Source organism: Streptomyces albireticuli (assembly GCF_021228125.1).
Lineage (GTDB): Bacteria > Actinomycetota > Actinomycetes > Streptomycetales > Streptomycetaceae > Streptomyces > Streptomyces albireticuli.
The window spans coordinates 445,771-464,280 of sequence record NZ_JAJQQS010000005.1 but is presented as its reverse complement, the minus strand read 5'-3'; the positions used below and the strand labels follow the sequence as shown (position 1 = coordinate 464,280).

The 18,510-nt window shown below is 72.1% G+C and carries 16 protein-coding genes and 5 tRNA genes; 12 read left to right on the top strand and 9 right to left on the bottom strand.

All coding sequences use genetic code 11. The features are described 5' to 3' along the window. Positions 1-64: 64 nt before the first annotated feature. From purM to purS, 6 genes are all read right to left on the bottom strand, one after another. Complete coding sequence (purM, locus tag LUZ64_RS12800; protein ID WP_095579581.1) at positions 65-1,135, bottom strand: phosphoribosylformylglycinamidine cyclo-ligase; 1,071 nt, start codon at positions 1,133-1,135, stop codon at positions 65-67. Between the two features lie 40 nt (positions 1,136-1,175). Next, the gene (gene purF, locus LUZ64_RS12795) at positions 1,176-2,693 is read right to left on the bottom strand and encodes an amidophosphoribosyltransferase (RefSeq protein WP_087927419.1); all 1,518 of its coding nucleotides are present in this window, start codon (positions 2,691-2,693) and stop codon (positions 1,176-1,178) included. Between the two features lie 376 nt (positions 2,694-3,069). Continuing rightward, the gene (locus LUZ64_RS12790) at positions 3,070-3,870 is read right to left on the bottom strand and encodes a maleylpyruvate isomerase family mycothiol-dependent enzyme (RefSeq protein ID WP_095579580.1); all 801 of its coding nucleotides are present in this window, start codon (positions 3,868-3,870) and stop codon (positions 3,070-3,072) included. A gap of 256 nt (positions 3,871-4,126) precedes the next feature. Beyond that, on the bottom strand, positions 4,127-6,376 hold the full coding sequence (gene purL, locus LUZ64_RS12785) for a phosphoribosylformylglycinamidine synthase subunit PurL (protein ID WP_095579579.1): 2,250 nt from the start codon (positions 6,374-6,376) through the stop codon (positions 4,127-4,129). Continuing rightward, the gene (gene purQ / locus LUZ64_RS12780) at positions 6,373-7,053 is read right to left on the bottom strand and encodes a phosphoribosylformylglycinamidine synthase subunit PurQ (RefSeq protein WP_095579578.1); all 681 of its coding nucleotides are present in this window, start codon (positions 7,051-7,053) and stop codon (positions 6,373-6,375) included. Before purQ ends, purL begins: the two co-directional genes overlap by 4 nt. Beyond that, positions 7,050-7,304, bottom strand: coding sequence for a phosphoribosylformylglycinamidine synthase subunit PurS (gene purS / locus LUZ64_RS12775; RefSeq protein ID WP_095579577.1), 255 nt, complete (start codon positions 7,302-7,304; stop codon positions 7,050-7,052). The genes purQ and purS overlap by 4 nt, the downstream gene beginning before the upstream one ends. Before the next feature lie 305 nt (positions 7,305-7,609). Here purS and LUZ64_RS12770 point away from each other — a divergent pair, with 305 nt between their 5' ends. The 10 genes from LUZ64_RS12770 to LUZ64_RS12725 all read left to right on the top strand — a co-directional run bounded on the left by LUZ64_RS12770 (position 7,610) and on the right by LUZ64_RS12725 (position 12,836). Beyond that, positions 7,610-7,927: a histone-like nucleoid-structuring protein Lsr2 gene (locus LUZ64_RS12770; RefSeq protein WP_087927414.1), complete on the top strand. Its 318-nt coding sequence runs from the start codon at positions 7,610-7,612 to the stop codon at positions 7,925-7,927. A gap of 89 nt (positions 7,928-8,016) precedes the next feature. Then, positions 8,017-8,088 (top strand) — tRNA-Gly (locus LUZ64_RS12765). 46 nt (positions 8,089-8,134) lie between these two features. Next, positions 8,135-8,206, top strand: a tRNA-Gly gene (locus LUZ64_RS12760). A gap of 47 nt (positions 8,207-8,253) precedes the next feature. Next, positions 8,254-8,325, top strand: a tRNA-Gly gene (locus tag LUZ64_RS12755). A 78-nt stretch (positions 8,326-8,403) separates the two neighbouring features. Next, positions 8,404-8,476: transfer RNA gene (locus tag LUZ64_RS12750), tRNA-Gly, on the top strand. A 282-nt stretch (positions 8,477-8,758) separates the two neighbouring features. Beyond that, positions 8,759-9,757 carry an ABC transporter ATP-binding protein gene (locus tag LUZ64_RS12745; RefSeq protein WP_095579576.1) on the top strand — a complete coding sequence of 333 codons (999 nt, stop codon included), beginning with the start codon at positions 8,759-8,761 and terminating at the stop codon, positions 9,755-9,757. Next, entirely contained in the window at positions 9,757-10,527 is a 771-nt protein-coding gene (locus LUZ64_RS12740) for an ABC transporter permease (protein ID WP_095579575.1), read from the top strand. The genes LUZ64_RS12745 and LUZ64_RS12740 overlap by 1 nt, the downstream gene beginning before the upstream one ends. A gap of 53 nt (positions 10,528-10,580) precedes the next feature. Next, positions 10,581-12,074 carry a sensor histidine kinase gene (locus LUZ64_RS12735; protein WP_232389876.1) on the top strand — a complete coding sequence of 498 codons (1,494 nt, stop codon included), beginning with the start codon at positions 10,581-10,583 and terminating at the stop codon, positions 12,072-12,074. Continuing rightward, on the top strand, positions 12,071-12,730 hold the full coding sequence (locus tag LUZ64_RS12730; protein WP_095579996.1) for a response regulator transcription factor: 660 nt from the start codon (positions 12,071-12,073) through the stop codon (positions 12,728-12,730). Before LUZ64_RS12735 ends, LUZ64_RS12730 begins: the two co-directional genes overlap by 4 nt. A 33-nt stretch (positions 12,731-12,763) precedes the next feature. After that, a tRNA-Gly gene (locus LUZ64_RS12725) sits at positions 12,764-12,836 on the top strand. Between the two features lie 120 nt (positions 12,837-12,956). Here the strand turns inward: LUZ64_RS12725 and LUZ64_RS12720 are convergent. Continuing rightward, complete coding sequence (locus LUZ64_RS12720; protein ID WP_232389877.1) at positions 12,957-14,336, bottom strand: sensor histidine kinase; 1,380 nt, start codon at positions 14,334-14,336, stop codon at positions 12,957-12,959. Beyond that, positions 14,333-15,034: a response regulator transcription factor gene (locus LUZ64_RS12715; RefSeq protein WP_095579994.1), complete on the bottom strand. Its 702-nt coding sequence runs from the start codon at positions 15,032-15,034 to the stop codon at positions 14,333-14,335. The genes LUZ64_RS12720 and LUZ64_RS12715 overlap by 4 nt, the downstream gene beginning before the upstream one ends. 139 nt (positions 15,035-15,173) lie before the next feature. Here LUZ64_RS12715 and LUZ64_RS12710 point away from each other — a divergent pair, with 139 nt between their 5' ends. Both LUZ64_RS12710 and LUZ64_RS12705 read left to right on the top strand, forming a co-directional pair. Beyond that, entirely contained in the window at positions 15,174-16,385 is a 1,212-nt protein-coding gene (locus LUZ64_RS12710; RefSeq protein WP_095579992.1) for a UDP-N-acetylglucosamine--N-acetylmuramyl-(pentapeptide) pyrophosphoryl-undecaprenol N-acetylglucosamine transferase, read from the top strand. A 125-nt stretch (positions 16,386-16,510) separates the two neighbouring features. After that, positions 16,511-17,545, top strand: coding sequence for an SDR family NAD(P)-dependent oxidoreductase (locus tag LUZ64_RS12705; protein WP_095579990.1), 1,035 nt, complete (start codon positions 16,511-16,513; stop codon positions 17,543-17,545). A 46-nt stretch (positions 17,546-17,591) separates the two neighbouring features. Here the strand turns inward: LUZ64_RS12705 and LUZ64_RS12700 are convergent, their stop codons facing one another. Continuing rightward, positions 17,592-18,491, bottom strand: a complete 900-nt coding sequence (locus LUZ64_RS12700; RefSeq protein ID WP_095579988.1) for a phosphoribosylaminoimidazolesuccinocarboxamide synthase — start codon at positions 18,489-18,491, stop codon at positions 17,592-17,594. Positions 18,492-18,510: the final 19 nt, after the last annotated feature.

The following is an 18,510-nucleotide window of genomic DNA, read 5'->3' as shown; positions in this document are numbered from 1 at the left end:
GTAACTCTCACCGGCCCGGTCCGAGGCTTCACCTCGGACCGGGTTCTGTGCTGCCCGGAGGCGATCAGCCGGCGTGGTGGTCACCGGTCAGCGTCACGGCCTCGGCGCGGTCGCCGCGCTCGGTGATCTCGCCCGCGACCCAGGACTCCACGCCCCGGTCCGCGAAGGTCGCCAGCGCCACGTCCACGGACTCCTGCGGTACGACCGCGATCATGCCGACGCCCATGTTGAGCGTCTTCTCCAGCTCCGGGCGCGCGACCCCGCCCAGCCGGCCGACCAGGTCGAAGACCGGGCCCGGCGTCCACGTCGAGCGGTCGACCGTCGCGTGCAGACCCTCCGGCATCACCCGGGCCAGGTTGTTGGCCAGTCCACCGCCGGTGATGTGCGAGAAGGCGTGCACATCGGCCGTCCGGGTGAGCGCCAGACAGTCCAGCGAGTAGATCTTGGTGGGCTCCAGCAGCTCCTCGCCGAGGGTCCGGCCGAACTCCGGGACCTCACGGTCCAGCTCCCAGCCGGCCCGGTCGAAGAGCACATGGCGGACCAGCGAGTACCCGTTCGAGTGAAGTCCGGACGAGGCCATCGCGATGACGGCGTCGCCCTCGCGGATGCGCTCCGCGCCCAGCACCCGGTCGGCCTCCACGACGCCCGTACCGGCGCCGGCCACGTCGAAGTCGTCCGCGGCGAGCAGCCCGGGGTGCTCGGCGGTCTCGCCGCCGACCAGCGCGCAGCCCGCGAGGACACAGCCCTCGGCGATGCCCTTGACGATCGCGGCGACCCGCTCCGGGTAGACCTTGCCGACACAGATGTAGTCGGTCATGAAGAGCGGCTCGGCACCGCAGACGACCAGGTCGTCGACGACCATGCCGACGAGGTCGTGGCCGATGGTGTCGTAGACACCCATGCGGCGGGCGATGTCCACCTTCGTGCCGACGCCGTCCGTGGCGGAGGCCAGCAGCGGACGCTCGTAGCGCTTGAGGGCGCTCGCGTCGAAGAGCCCGGCGAAGCCGCCGAGCCCGCCGACGACCTCGGGGCGGGTGGCCTTCTTCACCCACTCCTTCATCAGGTCCACGGCGCGGTCGCCCGCCTCGATGTCGACGCCCGCGCTTGCGTAGCTGGCACCAGTGGTCTCAGACATCAGTTTGAGATCTTTCGTGTCGTTCGGTACTACGGGGGCGTTACGGGCGACGGAGGGCGTCGGCGGCGTCCGTGCCACCGGCCAGCTCGGTCTCCAGAAGCTGCTTGCCGAGGAGCTCGGGGTCGGGGAGCGGCATGGGGTACTCACCGTCGAAGCACGCGCGGCACAGGTTCGGCTTGGCGATGGTGGTCGCCTCGATCATCCCGTCGAGGGAGATGTACGCCAGGGAGTCCGCGCCCAGCGACTTGCCGATCTCCTCGACCGACATGCCGTTGGCGATCAGCTCCGCCCGGGTGGCGAAGTCGATGCCGAAGAAGCACGGCCACTTCACCGGCGGGGACGAGATCCGGACGTGCACCTCGGCCGCGCCGGCCTCGCGCAGCATCCGCACCAGCGCCCGCTGGGTGTTGCCGCGGACGATGGAATCGTCGACGACGACCAGGCGCTTGCCCTGGATGACGTCCCGCAGCGGGTTGAGCTTGAGGCGGATGCCCAGCTGGCGGATGGTCTGGCTCGGCTGGATGAAGGTACGGCCGACGTAGGAGTTCTTGACCAGGCCGGTGCCGTACGGGATGCCGCTGGCCTCCGCGTAACCCACGGCGGCGGGGGTGCCGGACTCCGGGGTCGGTATCACCAGGTCGGCTTCGACCGGGGCCTCGGCGGCGAGCCGGCGGCCCATCTCCACCCGGGAGAGGTAGACGTTGCGGCCCGCGATGTCGGTGTCGGGGCGCGCGAGGTAGACGTACTCGAAGACACAGCCCTTGGGCCGGGCCTCGGCGAAACGGGAGGTCCGCAGGCCGTTCTCGTCGATGGCGACGAGCTCGCCGGGCTCGACCTCACGGACGAAGGAGGCGCCGCAGATGTCCAGGGCGGCGGTCTCGGAGGCCACCACCCAGCCGCGCTCCAGACGCCCCAGGACCAGCGGGCGGATGCCCTGCGGGTCGCGGGCGGCGTACAAGGTGTGTTCGTCCATGAAGACGAGGGAGAAGGCGCCCTGGACGTCCGGGAGGACCTTGGTGGCCGCTTCCTCGATCGTCAGCGGCTTGCCGTCCTCGTCGGTCTGGCCCGCGAGCAGGGCCGTGACCAGGTCGGTGTCATTGGTCGCCGCGACCTGGGTGGCACGGCCGTTCTCCCTGGGGAGCGCCGCGACCATCTCGGCGAGCTGGGCCGTATTGACCAGGTTGCCGTTGTGACCGAGCGCGATCGAGCCGTTGGCCGTCGCCCTGAAGGTCGGCTGGGCGTTCTCCCACACCGAGGCTCCGGTGGTGGAGTAGCGGGCGTGTCCGACCGCGATATGTCCCTGGAGGGAACCCAGGGAGGTTTCGTCGAAGACCTGGGAGACCAGTCCCATGTCCTTGAAGACGAGGATCTGGGAGCCGTTGCTCACCGCGATGCCCGCGGACTCCTGTCCACGGTGCTGCAGCGCATACAGCCCGAAATAGGTGAGTTTGGCGACCTCTTCACCCGGAGCCCAGACACCGAAGACGCCGCAAGCGTCCTGGGGGCCCTTCTCACCGGGGAGCAGGTCGTGGTTGAGTCGTCCGTCACCACGAGGCACGTGTATGAGTCTATTGCAGGTCCGACGTTCATCCGAACCGGGGACGACTAAGAATGGCTCACACCACGGACAGCCACTTGACGGGTACAGGCAATCACCTTCAGGATCGCTGCCCGAACGCCCTCCGCGGTTCTTCGCACAGGGCCTCCGGGACGACTCCGGCCGCAATCCCGAGAGCCTACGGCGCCACGTCCGGCGGGCCTTTCCCGGGGAGTCCCGAGGGAGCCCTCCTCCCATTTCCGCATTTCTCCGCAGATTCCCGCTCCGCTCCCCCCGGGGCGTTTTCCTGATTTCCCCTTCATTTCCGCCGCCGGGCGCCCCCGAGGGGCGCCCGAGGACGGTCCCGGGAGGCCCCGGCGGCGGGCTCGCCGGCCGGTCAGCCCATGACGGGAAGGTGCGCGGAGAGGTCCGCGCGCTCCCCGCTCGCGGAGACGGCCGCCTCGTCGAGCGCGGCGGCCCAGCCCGTACGGCCGGTGGCCAGGCGGAGCCAGGTGACGGGGTCGGTCTCGACCACGTTGGGCGGGGTGCCCCGGGTGTGTTTGGGGCCTTCGACGCACTGGACGACCGCGAACGGCGGGACGCGCACCTCGACCGAACCGCCGGGCGCCTTGAGGGCGAGGGCGTCGGCCAGCATGCGGGTGCAGTTGGCGAGGGCCTGCCGGTCGAAGGGGACGTGGACGCCCAGCGCGGCGGCCAGGTCGTCGGAGTGCACGACGAGCTCGACGCACCGGGTGACCAGGAAGTCGTCCAGGCGCATCGCGCCGACCCGGGAGGCGAGCAGCCGGTCGTCCGGGGCGGGCACGACGATCCGGTCGAACCGCTCGGCGACCCGGTCGAAGATCTCCGTCGGGGCGGCGCCGCGGTCCGCCATCTCATGGGCGAGCTCGTCGACCCTCCCGGCGATGGCCCGGGTCGCGAACGGCCATTCCTGGACCGGGACTTCCAGCTTCGGCGGCGCCGGCTTCTCCAGGGTGTCGCTCACGTGGTCGAGGATGATGGCGATGTGGGAGACGAGCTCGCGGACGGTCCAGTCGCCGAGCCGGGTGGGCAGCGCCAGCTGCTCGGCGGACAGGCCGGCCGTCACCTCGCGCACGTGCTGGAACTGCGCGCGGACGGCGGCACGGGTCTTGGCGGAGTCGTAGCGGCGGGCGCGTGGTGTGCGCGGTGCGGCAGACATGGCCCGACCCTATTCCGCCGCGGCGGGCGGCGACCCGTACGCCACGAAGTGCTCTCCGTCACAAGGGACTCCGGGGCCACGGGAGAACCGCGACGCGGACCACCGCGCGTACGGCCGTACGAGGACACACGAGGACGTACGAGGCCCGGTATGTCGACAATCACTCGCGGCCGGACGGGGAAGCGGGGAAAGCCGGAGGCGGCCCACCCCTGCTGGGGGTGGACCGCCTCCGGCGGACGCGGGGAATCCGGTCGGCTCAGGCGAGCAGCGCCGGGATCGTGGCCTCGTGGGCCTCGCGCAGCTCGGCCAGCGGAATGCTGAACTGGCCCTGGACGTCGATCTCTTCGCCGTCCACGACACCGACGCGGGTCGCGGGCAGGCCGCGCGCTCCGCACATGTCGGTGAAGCGGAGTTCCTCGCTGCGCGGGACCGCGACGACGGCACGGCCGGCGGACTCGGAGAAGAGGAAGACGAACGGATCGATGGCGTCCGGGACGACGATCCGGGCGCCCTTGCCGCCGCGCAGGCACGACTCGGCGAGGGCCTGGATCAGACCGCCGTCCGACAGGTCGTGCGCCGCGTCGACCATGCCGTCGCGCGAGGCCGAGATGAGGATCTCCGCCAGGAGCTTCTCCCGGCCCAGGTCCACGGCCGGCGGCAGACCGCCCAGGTGGTCGTGGACCACCTGGGACCAGGCCGAACCGCCCAGTTCCTCCTTGGTGTCACCCAGCAGGTAGAGCAGGTGGCCCTCGTCGGAGAAGGCGATCGGCGTACGGCGGTTGACGTCGTCGATGACGCCGAGCACCGCGACCACGGGCGTCGGGTGGATGGCGGTCTCGCCGGTCTGGTTGTAGAGCGAGACGTTGCCGCCGGTCACCGGGGTGCCCAGCTCCAGGCAGCCGTCGGCCAGGCCGCGGGTGGCCTCGGCGAACTGCCACATGACCGCCGGGTCCTCGGGCGAGCCGAAGTTCAGGCAGTTGGAGATGGCCAGCGGCCGGGCGCCGGAGGCGGCCACGTTGCGGTACGACTCCGCGAGCGCGAGCTGGGCGCCCGCGTACGGGTCGAGCTTGGCGTAGCGGCCGTTGCCGTCCGTGGCGACGGCGACACCGAGGTCGGTGTCCTCGTCGATCCGGACCATGCCGGAGTCCTCCGGCTGCGCGAGGACGGTGTTGCCCTGTACGAACCGGTCGTACTGGTCGGTGATCCAAGACTTGGACGCCTGGTTCGGCGAGGAGATCACCTTCAGGACCTGCGCGCGCAGCTCCTCGGCGGTCTCCGGGCGGGCCAGCTTCCCGGCGTCGTCGGCCTGGAGGGCGTCCTGCCAGTCGGGACGGGCGTACGGGCGCTCGTAGACCGGGCCCTCGTGCGCCACCGTGCGCGGGGGCACGTCCACGATCTGCTCGCCGTGCCAGAAGATCTCCAGCCGCTCGCCGTCCGTGACCTCGCCGATCACGGTGGCGATGACGTCCCACTTCTCGCAGATCTCCATAAAGCGGTCGACCTTGCCGGGCTCGACCACCGCGCACATGCGTTCCTGCGACTCGCTCATGAGGATCTCCTCGGGCGAGAGGGAGGAGTCGCGCAGCGGCACGGTGTCCAGCTCGACGCGCATGCCGCCGGAACCGGCGCTGGCCAGCTCGCTGGTGGCGCAGGACAGGCCGGCGCCGCCGAGGTCCTGGATGCCGTCGACGAGGTCCTCGCGGAAGATCTCCAGGGTGCACTCGATGAGGAGCTTCTCCTGGAAGGGGTCGCCGACCTGGACGGCGGGGCGCTTCGTCGGCTTGCTGTCGTCGAAGGTCTCCGAGGCGAGGACCGAGACGCCGCCGATGCCGTCGCCGCCGGTGCGGGCTCCATAGAGGATGACCTTGTTGCCGGCGCCGGAGGCCTTGGCGAGGTGGATGTCCTCGTGCTTCATCACGCCCACGCACAGGGCGTTGACCAGCGGGTTTCCCTGGTAGCAGGCGTCGAAGACGACCTCGCCGCCGATGTTGGGCAGGCCCAGGCAGTTGCCGTAGCCGCCGATGCCCGCGACGACGCCCGGCAGGACGCGCTTGGTGTCGGGGTGGTCCGCGGCGCCGAAGCGCAGCGGGTCCATGACGGCGACGGGGCGGGCGCCCATGGCGAGGATGTCGCGGACGATGCCGCCCACGCCGGTGGCCGCGCCCTGGTAGGGCTCGATGTACGAGGGGTGGTTGTGCGACTCGACCTTGAAGGTGACCGCGTAGCCCTGGCCGACGTCGACGACACCGGCGTTCTCGCCGATGCCGACGAGGAGGGCGTCGTTCTCGGGGGCCTTCTCACCGAACTGGCGGAGGTGGACCTTGCTCGACTTGTACGAGCAGTGCTCGGACCACATGACCGAGTACATCGCGAGCTCGGCGCCGGTGGGGCGGCGGCCGAGGATCTCGCGGATCCGCGCGTACTCGTCCGGCTTCAGGCCGAGTTCGGCCCAGGGCTGGCCGGTGTCGGGCGTCTCCGCGGCGTGCTTGACGGAATCGAGAGTCATGCGTTGACCAGCTTCTTCAGGAGCGAGGTGAAGAAACCGAGCCCGTCCGTGCGGCCGGTGCCGACGAGGGGCTCGACGGCGTGCTCGGGGTGCGGCATCAGGCCGACGACGTTGCCGGCGGCGTTGGTGATGCCGGCGATGTCACGGAGCGAGCCGTTCGGATTGCCGTCGAGGTACCGGAAGGCGACGCGGCCCTCGGCCTCGAGCTCGTCCAGGGTGCGCTCGTCGGCCACGTAGCGGCCGTCGATGTTCTTCAGCGGGATGGAGATCTCCTGGCCCGCCTCGTAGTCGGAGGTCCAGGCGGTGCCGGCGTTCTCCACGCGCAGCTTCTGCTCGCGGCAGATGAAGTGCAGGTGGTTGTTGCGCAGCATCGCGCCGGGCAGCAGGTGGGACTCGGTGAGCACCTGGAAGCCGTTGCAGATGCCGAGGACCGGCATGCCGCCCTTGGCCTGCTCGATGACGGTCTCCATCACCGGCGAGAAGCGGGAGATGGCACCGGCCCGCAGATAGTCGCCGTAGGAGAAGCCGCCGGGCAGGACCACGGCGTCGACCTGCTTGAGGTCCTTGTCGCGGTGCCACAGCGGGACGGGTTCGAGCCCGGCGACACGGACGGCGCGCTGGGTGTCGCGGTCGTCCAGCGTGCCGGGGAAGGTGATGACTCCTACGCGAGCTGTCACTGGGCTTCTCCGTCGACCTTCACGGTGAAGTCCTCGATCACGGTGTTGGCGAGAAACGTTTCCGCCATCTCGTGGATGCGGGCGAGGGCGGCCTCGTCGACCGGGCCCTCCACCTCGAGTTCAAAGCGCTTGCCCTGACGGACGTCGGCGATCCCCTCGAAACCCAGGCGTGGCAGTGCGCGCTGCACCGCCTGGCCCTGCGGGTCGAGGATCTCCGGCTTGAGCATGACGTCGACTACGACGCGTGCCACTGGCACTCCCGGTGGTGTGGTGCGTGAGCTGAAGCGGTAGCGCCAGAGTACAGTCCCAAAAAATCTACGCGCATAGATATGGTGGGCCTCCTGTCACGTTTACGCATCGACGCCGAAGAACGGAGGGAAAATCCCGGGAAAAACGTACGGTCCCGATTGCCAAGCACCACGCGGACAGAATTAACTGGGCTTCACTTCGCATTGCCCTTTGTTGTACAAATGAATAACCATTGCACCGGAACAACCGGAACCAGGGCATCACCGCAGTTCACCTCGGCGATGCGCCCCCGAAAGGACCGATATTCGTGGCACAGCGCGTAGTGGTCACACTCTCCGACGACATCGACGGCGGGGAAGCCGCGGAGACGGTTTCCTTCGGCCTCGACGGCAAGTCGTACGAGATCGACCTCAACACTGCCAATGCGAAGAAACTGCGGGTCGCCCTCGAGCCGTACCTGGAGGCCGGCCGCAAGCAGTCCCGCTCCGGGAAGGTCTACCGCCGCACCTCCGTGGCGCCCGACCCCTCGGCGGTCCGCGCCTGGGCCCGCTCCCACGGCATGGACGTGCCGCCGCGGGGCCGCATCCCCAAGCGGGTCTACGAGGCCTTCAACGCCGCGGACTGAGCCGACTTGCCAAGCACCCCGGATGATCAGCTAGAGTCTGGATCACGCCGAGGGGCGAGGCCGGGAAACCGGAAGAACCCCCAGGTAGCGCGGGTGTAGCTCAGTAGTAGAGCGCCCCCTTTCCAAGGGGGAGGCGCAGTGTGCGATTCCTGTCACCCGCTCTGAACGTCCTCCGGACCACGTCTGTGGCCCGACGGGACGGATCATGCGGGTGTAGCTCAGTAGTAGAGCGCCCTCTTTCCAAGAGGGAGGCGCAGTGTGCGATCCCTGTCACCCGCTCTGATCGCTTACCGGTCCACGGCCGTGGACCGGGCCCGGCGATCCATGCGGGTGTAGCTCAGTAGTAGAGCGCCCCCTTTCCAAGGGGGAGGCGCAGTGTGCGATCCCTGTCACCCGCTCTCATCGCGTTACCGACCACGTCAGTGGATCAGGTAGAGTGATGCACGCGCCGCCCGGTGAAAGCCGGTCGGAAGCACGCGGACGTAGCTCAGTTGGTAGAGCACCACCTTGCCAAGGTGGATGTCGCGAGTTCGAGTCTCGTCGTCCGCTCAGAGAACGAAGGCCCCGATCATCATGATCGGGGCCTTCGGCGTTTCCGGATCGGGATGCCTCGGGCCGCGATGCTCGGGATGTCCCCAGGCCGCGATGCTTGGCGTCACCGTGCCTCGGGTCGCGATGCCCCGGGTCGGGATGCCTCGCGTCACCGTGCCTCGCGTCACCGTGCCTCGGGTCGCGAATGCCCGGACGCGTCCGGGGCCTGATGACATTCGTCATCCGAGGTCATGACAGCCCGCACTGCCTTCGGGGCGGCGCGGGCGGGAGCCTTGAGCCATGGACATCGGAGACAGTGTGATCGCCGTGTCCGGGCTGCGGCGACGCTACGGCCCGGAAGGCGACGGGGGGTTCGAGGCGGTGCGGGGCGTGTCCTTCACCGTGGGGCGCGGCGAGGTCTTCGCGCTGCTGGGGACGAACGGCGCGGGCAAGACCTCCACGGTCGAGCTGCTGGAGGGGCTGGAGCGGCCGAGCGGGGGCGAGGCCCGGATCCTGGGCCACGATCCTTACGCGGAGCGCGCCGCCGTGCGGCCGCGGATCGGGGTGATGCTCCAGGAGGGCGGCTTCCCCTCGGATCTGACGGTCGTGGAGACCGTCCGCATGTGGGCCGGCTGCACCACGGGGGCCCGGCCCACCGAGGAAGCCCTCGGGATGGTGGGGCTCACGGACCGCGGGTCGGTGCGGATCAAGCAGCTCTCCGGTGGCGAGCGCCGGCGGCTCGACCTGGCGCTGGCGCTGCTCGGCCGCCCCGAGGTCCTCTTCCTCGACGAGCCGACGACGGGCCTCGACCCCGAGGCGCGGCACAGCACCTGGGAGTTGGTGCGCCGCCTGCGCGAGGAGGGCACCACGGTGCTCCTCACCACCCACTATCTGGAAGAGGCCGAGGCCCTCGCCGACCGCCTGGCGATCATGCGGCGGGGCGAGATCGTGGCCTCCGGGGCGCCGGGCGAGGTGATCGGGGCCTATCCGGCCCGGATCCGGTTCGCGATGCCCGTCGGCTGGTTCGTGGGAGATCTGCCGCCACTGGCCGAGCTGGGGGTGGAGGGCCATGAGGAGTCCGACGGGCGGATAGAGCTCCGGACGCGCACGCTCCAGCGGACCCTCACCGGGCTGCTGATCTGGGCGCGGGAGAAGGACATAGAGCTGGAGGGGCTGGACGCCCGGACCGCCTCGCTGGAGGAGGCGTTCCTGGCCATAGCCGGCGGGGGCGAGCCGGGCGCGGAGACCGGCTCCGGTGTGAGCGTGGGCGCCGGTGCGGGCGCGAGGAGGGGGAAGTGATGGCGATATCCACGGCGGCGCCGCGGATGCTGGCGCTCGGCCGGGCGGAGCTGATCCTGCTCGGGCGGAACAAGATGGCGCTGTATGTGGCACTGCTGCTGCCGGTGCTCATGGTGTGGACGATGCGCACCACGATCGGTGACATGGACCTCGGCGATACCGGGATGTCACTCAACGAGACGTCGCTGACCGGCGCCTTCGGGTTCATCCTGCTCTTCGTCATCTATCAGAACCTGGTCAGCGCCTATGTGGCCCGCCGCGAGGAGCTGGTCCTCAAGCGGCTCCGCACGGGCGAGGCGGGCGACGCCGAGATATTGGGCGGCACGGCGCTTCCGGCCGTGGCGGTCGCGGTGGCCCAGATGGTGGTGCTGGTGGTGGCGGGGGTCTTCTGGATGGATCTGCGGGCCCCTGCCCGCCCCGATCTGATGCTGATCGGGATGGTGCTGGGAGTGGTGCTGTCCATCGCGCTGGCCGCGCTGACCACGACCTGGGCGAAGACGGTGGAGAGCGCCCAGCTGGTGACCACTCCCCTGCTGCTGATCTCGCTGGTGGGCTCGGGGCTGCTCATCCCCCTGGAGGCCATGCCGGACGTCATGGCCGATGCCTGCGAGCTGCTGCCGCTCTCCCCGGTGATCGAGCTGGTGCGCGGCGGCTGGCTGGGCGGACTGAGCGCCTACGAGACCGTGGGGCACCTGGTCACCGCGCTGGCCTGGACGTATCTGGCCGTGTTTGCTGTACGTCGGTGGTTCCGGTGGGAGCCGCGGCGGTAGGGCGATGAGCCTGGGGGACGAGGGATGACGTGGTGACGGGGGGAGCGCGGCCCATGGCGATATGGACGCGGGCGAGGGACTGGCGCGGGCGGAGCAGGGTCGCCAAGGTCGACAGCTATACGCGGTGGACGCTGTATCTGCTGCCTGTTCTGCTCCCCGCGCTCGCCCTGAGCCCCATGCTGGTCCACGGCACCGACCGGCCGTGGTTGCTGGCGCTGGGCGGCCTCTGCACCCTCCAGGGGCTCCTGGGCATCCTGGTCTTCCGGCGCGCCCTCGACCGCTATCTGTGGGACAAACCGGCCCCGTGGTGGGGGGTGGCCGGGCAAGGGGTGCTGTTCGTCGCGGGGCTCGTCTGCATGGTGGTCTCGTTCCAGGTGGAGGGTCAGCGGGGCGCCTCGACCGTCGGGGTCTTCCTGATGAACAGCGCCCTGACGACCTTCGGTCCGCTCACCCTGATGGTCCGGCTCCGCCGGTACGTCCTGGGGTGCGTCGTCGTCGCGCTGGCCCTGGGGCTCCTGGTCCTGCTGCCCGGTGGGGACTGGTCGGCCGCGGGCGTCCTGACCGCGGGGGTGCTCTTCATCTCCTTGTGGTGCGCGTCCACCGGGCGGGCCTCGGGCTGGATGCTGCGGGTGATGTGGGAGCTGGAGACGGCGCGGGACGCCAAGGCGCGGCTCGCGGTGGCGGAGGAGCGGCTGCGGTTCGGGCGGGATCTGCACGACGTCCTGGGGCGCAACCTCGCGGTGATCGCGCTCAAGAGCGAGCTGGCGGTGCAGCTGGGGCGGCGGGGGGCGCCCCAGGCCCTGGAGCTGATGGCCGAGGTCCAGGGCATCGCCCGGGACTCGCAGCGTGAGGTCCGTGAGGTGGTGCGCGGCTACCGCGAGGCGGATCTGCCGACGGAGCTGGTGGGTGCGCGGGGGGTGCTCTCCGCCGCGGGGATCGAGTGCCGGATCGACGACACGGCGGGCGGGCAGCTGCCGGCGCCGGTGCAGTCGGCGCTGGCCTGGGTGGTCCGTGAGGCCACGACCAATGTGCTGCGGCACACGGACGCCGGGCGGTGCGCGGTGCGGCTGCGGATCGTGGAGGGGGTGGCGGTGCTCGTCATGGAGAACGACGGGGCGCCGGAGGCGGGGGCCTCGACGGAGGCGGAGGCGGGGGCCTCGACGAGTGCGGGGGTCTCGTCGAGTGCGGCGGCCGGGGGCGGTTCGGGGCTGAGGGGCTTGGGGGAGCGGCTGGCGGTCCTGGGCGGCACGGTGACGGCGGAGCGGCGGCCGCCGGCGGTGTTCCGCCTCACGGCGAAGGTGCCGTTGGCGAAGGTGGGCCTGCCGAAGGGGCCGGCGGCGGACGCGTCGGCGACGGACGCGGGGCCGGGAACGGCTGCCGACCCGGCGGGCGGAGACGCCGGTCCGCCGAGGGCCGGCGGCGGGGAACCGGCCGTCGGACGGGGGGCGTCGGAGAGGAGAGGCCGCGGAGAGCCCGTGGCCGTGGGGGCGGCCCGGGGGGCGGGCGGTCCGGGCGAGGCGGCCGGGGAAGGCGGAGGGGCGGCATGACGGAGGACCGGTACGAGGGGGCACCGGCACCCGGTCGGTCCGCTCCCCCGCCCGTGCGGGTCATGCTCGCGGATGACGAGCACCTGATCCGGGGAGCGCTGGCCGCGCTACTGGGACTGGAGGACGATCTTCAGGTGGTCGCGGAGGCCGCGTCGGGGCCGGAGGCGGTGGCGATGGCGCGGACGTTCCGGCCGGATGTCGCGGTGCTCGATCTCCAGATGCCGGGGGCCGACGGTGTGATGGTGGCCACAACCCTGCGGGCGGAGCTGCCCGGCTGCCGGACCATGATCGTGACTGGTCACGGGCGTCCGGGGCATCTGAAGCGGGCCCTGGAGGCGGGGGTGCGGGGGTTCGTGCCGAAGACGGTCTCGGCGCAGCGGCTGGCCGAGATCATCCGCTCGGTGCACGGGGGAAGCCGCTATGTGGACCCGGAGTTGGCGGCCGACGCGATAAGCGCCGGGGACTCCCCGCTGACGGCGCGGGAGGCGGAGCTGCTGGAGCTGGCCGAGGACGGAGCGCCCGTGGCGGAGATCGCGGACCGCGCCTCGCTGACGCCGGGGACGGTCCGGAATTACCTCTCGGCGGCGGTGGCGAAGCTGGGAGCGGAGAACCGTCATGCGGCGGCGCGCATCGCACGCGCTCAGGGTTGGCTATAGTGGTTCCCGCACCGCACGAGAGCGCGGTGCGATGCGGACGTAGCTCAGTTGGTAGAGCACCACCTTGCCAAGGTGGATGTCGCGAGTTCGAGTCTCGTCGTCCGCTCAGAGAACGAAGGCCCCGATCATCATGATCGGGGCCTTCGGCGTTTCCGGGGTTCTCGTTTGCGGGGTTCGCGCTTCCGGGGTCCGCGTTCCCGCCTTCGGCGATCCCTGGCGGGCCGCACTACTCCGGGGGGAAGCGGAGGCGGAAGCGCGCGCCGCCGCCCGCGGCTTGTTCGGCGGTCAGCTCGGCGCCGTGGGCGCGGGCGATCTGGCGGCCCATGGCGAGGCCGAGGCCGGAGCCGGGCAGGGCGCGGGCCTGGCGGGAGCGGTAGAAGCGGTCGAAGACGTAGGGCAGGTCCTCGGTGGAGATCCCGGGGCCGTGGTCGCGGACGGTGAGGTCGAGCCCGTCGGCGGTGCGGTCCAGGCGGACCTCGACCATGGCGCCGGGCGGGCTGAACTTGGCGGCGTTGTCGAGCAGGTTGGACAGCAGCCGGGCGAGCCGGGCGGGCACACCGGAGACGGTGGCCTCGGTGAGCTCGGCGACGAAGGGGGTGTTCGGCCAGTGGCCGCGGGCCTCGCCGACGCAGCGCTCGGCGAGCAGGTCGAGCCGGACCCGTTCGACGAGCTGCTGCGGCTCCTCGTCCCGGGCGAGCTCGATGAGGTCGTTGACCAGCCCCGTCACCTCGCGGAGCTGCCGGCCGAGGGCCCCGGAGGCCCGCTCGCGCTGGGCGGGGGTGAGCCGTTCGGCGCGGGCCAGGAGTTCGGCGTTGGTACGCAGCGCGGTGAGCGGGGTGCGCAGTTCGTGGGAGGCGTCGGCGACCAGGCGGCGCTGGGCGGCGACGGCTTCCTCCAGCTCGCCGAGCATGGTGTTGAAGCTGGTGGCGAGGCTGGTGATCTCGTCCTGGCGGCGCGCCTCGTAAGGGGGCAGCTCGATGCGGTGGGCCGGATCGCGGGTGGCGGCGATGCGCTCGGCCGTCGCGGTGAGCCGGGTGACGGGCCGCAGGGAGGTGCGGGAGGCGAAGTAGCCGAGCCCCGCCGCGAGGAGCACCCCGCCGCCGCCGACGGCGCCGAGCAGCAGGCCGGCCTGGCGCACGCCCTTGTCGACGGTGTCGGAGCGGACCGCGACCTGGAGGGCACGGCCGTCCTTGACCGGGGTGGTGAACATCCGCATGGCGCGGCCGTCCAGGGTGATGTCGCTGTAGTACTCGCCGAGGGTGCCGGCGGCGACGCGGCGGGTGGCGCCGGTCACGGGCAGCACCAGGCCGGCCGGGTGCGCGGTCGGGTCGGCCCGCACGACCTGGGCGCAGGCGGGCGCGGCGAGCCAGGCGCACTCCCCGTACAGCGTCCCGGTCGTGGGGCTCTCCCGGCTCTGCTGGGCGGCGATCAGGCTGGCCTGCTGCTTGAGCTGGAGGTCGAGCTGGCGGACCAGTTCGTAGCGGATGACGACGTACGCCGCCGCGAGGACGCCCAGGGCGACGACGGCGACGGCGGCGGAGGTGACGAGCGCCAGCCGGGCCCGCAGCGGTCTGCGGCCCAGGAGGCGGCTGCGCAGGGCCCTCACTGCTCGGCCAGCCGGTAGCCGACGCCGTGCACGGTGTGGACGAGCCGGGGCGCGCCGCCCGCCTCCAGTTTGCGGCGGAGGTAACCGATGTAGACGGCGAGGGAGTTGGAGTCCGTGCCGAAGTCGGTGCCCCAGACCCGCTCCTGGATCACCTCGCGCGGCAGCACCTGCCCCGGGTGCCGCATCAGCACGTCGAGCAGGGCGAACTCGGTGCGGGTGAGCTCGATGGGGAGGCCGCGGCGCACCCCGGTGCGGGTGGCCGGGTCGACGGTGAGGTCGGCGAAGACCAGCGTCTCGCTCTCCTCGGCCGGTTCGGCGGGGGCCGCGCGGCGCAGCAGGGCCCGGAGCCGGGCGAAGAGCTCGTCCAGGGCGAAGGGTTTGACGAGGTAGTCGTCGGCGCCCGCGTCCAGGCCCGCGACGCGATCGGAGACGGCGTCGCGGGCGGTCAGTACGAGCACGGGCGTACGGTCGCCGAGGCCGCGCAGCCGCCGGCAGACGGCGAGGCCGTCGAGCACGGGCATGGCGAGGTCGAGGACGATCGCGGCGGGCGGCTCGGCGGCGACGGCGGACAGCGCCTCCAGGCCGTCGGCGGCGGAGCGCACCACGTACCCCTCGACGCAGAGGCCGTCGACGACGGCGGCCCGCACCTCGGGGTCGTCGTCGACGACGAGGACGGTCGGCGGCTCGGCAGCGGGCATGCGGGGAGGGCCTCTCGCGCGGGTGCGGGCGCCCGCGTCCGGGGGCGGGCGGACGCGGTGGGGAACCGTCCGGTTCCCCCGCCCACCTTGGCAGAACGTGTCTTAGAAGGCTCTTAGACCGCCTCGCCACGCTGCGGCCATGGCTACAGCACACGACACCCTTTCGGTGGTCGTCGGAGCGGGCGGTACCGGCGGTCACATCTATCCCGGGCTCGCGGTCGCCGACGCGGTCCGCCGGGCCGTGCCGGACGCGGTCATCAGCTTCATCGGGACGGAACGCGGGCTGGAGACCCGGCTGATCCCCGCGGCCGGCTACCGGCTGCACACGGTCGACATGATCCCCTTCGATCCGTCGCTCGGCTCGCGCCGCTTCCTGCTCCCCGCCGATCTGCTGCGTTCGGGGATGCAGGCGCGCCGGGTGATCGAGGAGCAGCGGGCGCAGGTCGTGGTCGGCATGGGCGGCTATCCCAGCGCGCCCGCGGTCCTCGGTGCCCGGCTGGCCGGGCGGCCCGCGCTCGTCCACGAGTCCAACGCGGTGCCCGGCCGGGCGAACCGGTTCGCCACCACCCTGACCCCGCATGTGGCGCTCGCCTTCGACCGCAGCCGTGAGCACCTGTCGGCGCGGGCCGGGGCCCGCGCCGAGACGGTGGGGATGCCGCTGGTGGGCGCGGTGGCCGGGCTGGACCGGGCGGCGCGGACCGCGCTGCGGGCCTCGGCCCGGCAGTCCCTCGGGGTGCCCGTGGACGCGCGGCTGGTGCTGTTCAACGGCGGCAGCCTGGGCGCGGCGCGGCTCACCGAGGCGGCGGTGGAGCTGGCCCGGCGGTGGCGCGGCGCCCCCGGCACGCACCTGCTGATCAAGACCGGCCCGGCGGCGCTGGCGGCGGTACGGGCCCGGCTGGCGGCGGACGGCTGCGACGGGGTCGCCACGGCGGTCGGCTACCTCGACCGGATGGACCTCGCCTACGCGGCCGCCGACGTGGTGGTGTGCCGGGCGGGTTCGGCGACGGTGGCCGAGCTGGCGACCGTCGGCGTACCGGCGGTGCTGGTGCCCTATCCGCACGCCCCGCACGACCACCAGACCCACAACGCGCGGGTCCTCTCGGACGCCGGTGCGGGGCTGCTGCTCCCCGACGGCGAGGCCACCGGCGACCGGCTGGCCGGGCTGATCGAGCCGCTCCTGACGGACCCGGCGCGGCTGGCCGCGATGGGGGCGGCGGCGGATCCCGGTACGCACGCGGCCGCCGCGGACCTGATGGCGGCGTGGGTGCTGCGGCTGGCCGGGTGGCCGGGGGGCGGCGCCGCGCCGGTCCACGGGCCGCGGCCCGGCGGGCGGCTGCCCGACGCCGCCTGACGCTCCGGTCCTCACCCGGTCCCTGTGAGCCCCTCCCCCGGACCGTCCGGACCGCCGGGCGTCCGGCACGTACGACTTCTCATCGCCACGGCGGGACCCGCTTCCCGCCTTCGAAAGGATCCCGCATGAGCACGCTCACCACCCCTTCCCCGGCCCCGTCCCCGGCCCCGCAGAGCTGGGCCGGGCGCACCGTCCTGGTCACCGGCGCCGAAGGGTTCATCGGGTCGACCCTCGTCGACCTGCTCGTCCGGCGCGGTGCCCGGGTGCGGGTGCTCGTCCACTACAAGCCCTACGCCGAGCGCGGCCACCTCGCCCGCTACCTCGGGCCGGACTCCCCCGTGGAGACGCTCGCCGGTGACGTCCGGGACGCGGGGCGGGTGATGGACGCCGTCGCCGGCTGCGACACCGTCTTCCACCTCGCCGCGCTGATCGGCATCCCGTACAGCTACGCCTCGCCCGAGGCGTATGTGCAGACCAATGTCGCCGGTACGGAGCATGTCGCGGCGGCCTGCCGTCGTTATGGCGTGCGACGGATGGTGCACACCTCGACCAGTGAGGTGTACGGGACGGCGCGGACCGTGCCGATCCGGGAGGACCACCCGCTCCAGCCGCAGTCGCCCTACTCCGCCTCGAAGATCGGCGCGGACATGCTGGCGCTGTCCTACGCGCACTCCTTCGAGCTGCCCGTCACGGTCGTGCGGCCCTTCAACACCTATGGTCCGCGCCAGTCCGCGCGGGCCGTGATCCCCACGATCCTCGCCCAGCTGCACTCGGGGGCGTCCGAGATCAAGCTCGGCTCGACGACGCCGACCCGCGACTTCACGTATGTGACGGACACGGCCGAGGGGTTCCTCGCGCTCGCGGACTGCGACCGCGCGGTCGGCCACGCGGTGAACCTCGGCACGGGCCGGGAGATCTCCGTCGGGGACCTCGCCGAGTCGCTGATCCGGGCGTCGGGGCGGGACGCGAGGGTCGTCGTGGACCCGTCGCGGCTGCGGCCCTCGGGGAGCGAGGTGGAGCGGCTGCTGTCGGACAACTCCCGGGCGCGGGAGTGGGCAGGCTGGAAGCCGGTCGTGGACCTGGAGGAGGGGCTGGCGCGGACGTCGGAGTGGGTCCGGGACAACCTGGGGCTGTTCGCGCCCGACCGCTACGTGGTGTGACGGACGGGCCCGGACGGGGAGCGCCCGTCCGGCCCGCCCTCGCGGCCTACTGCCAGCTCATGCCCGTCAGGCGCTCGTACGCCTCCACGTACTTCGAGCGCGTCCGGTCCACCACGTCGCCCGGGAGCTCCGGCGGGGGCAGCTCGCCCTTGCGGTCCCAGCCCGAGGCCGGGGAGGTGAGCCAGTCGCGGACGAACTGCTTGTCGAAGGAGGGCTGTGCGCGCCCCGGCTGCCAGCTGTCGGCCGGCCAGAAGCGGGAGGAGTCCGGCGTCAGCACCTCGTCGGCCAGGACCAGCTCCCCGTCCGCGAAGCCGAACTCGAACTTCGTGTCGGCGAGGATGATGCCCCGGTCGCGGGCGATGTCCCGGGCCCGGCCGTAGACGGCGAGGGTGGCCTGGCGGAGCTGGGCGGCCGTCTCGGCGCCCACCTGCCGGGCCACCTCCTCGTAGGAGACGTTCTCGTCGTGCTCGCCGACCTCGGCCTTGGCGGCCGGGGTGAAGATCGGGGAGGGCAGCTCGGAGCCGTCGGTCAGGCCCTCGGGGAGGGCGAGGCCGCAGACGGTGCGGGTCTGCTCGTACTCCGCGAGGCCCGAGCCCGTGAGATAGCCGCGGGCCACGCACTCGACCGGGACCATGTCCAGGGAGCGGCAGATCAGCGTGCGGCCTTCCCAGTCGGCGGGGGCGCCGGGCGGCAGCTCGGTGGAGAGCACGTGGTTCGGGGCCAGGTCGGTGAGGCGCTCGAACCACCACAGCGAGAGCTGGGTGAGGACCCGGCCCTTGTCGGGGATCTCGGTGGGCAGCACCCAGTCGTAGGCCGAGACGCGGTCGGAGGCGACCATCACCAGCCGGCCCGCCCCGTCGCGGTAGAGGTCGCGGACCTTGCCCGTGTGCAGGTGCTCAAGGCCGGGCACCTCGACCGGTTCGGGCTTCTCTACGAATCCGGACACGCGTCCTCCTGGTGGTTTG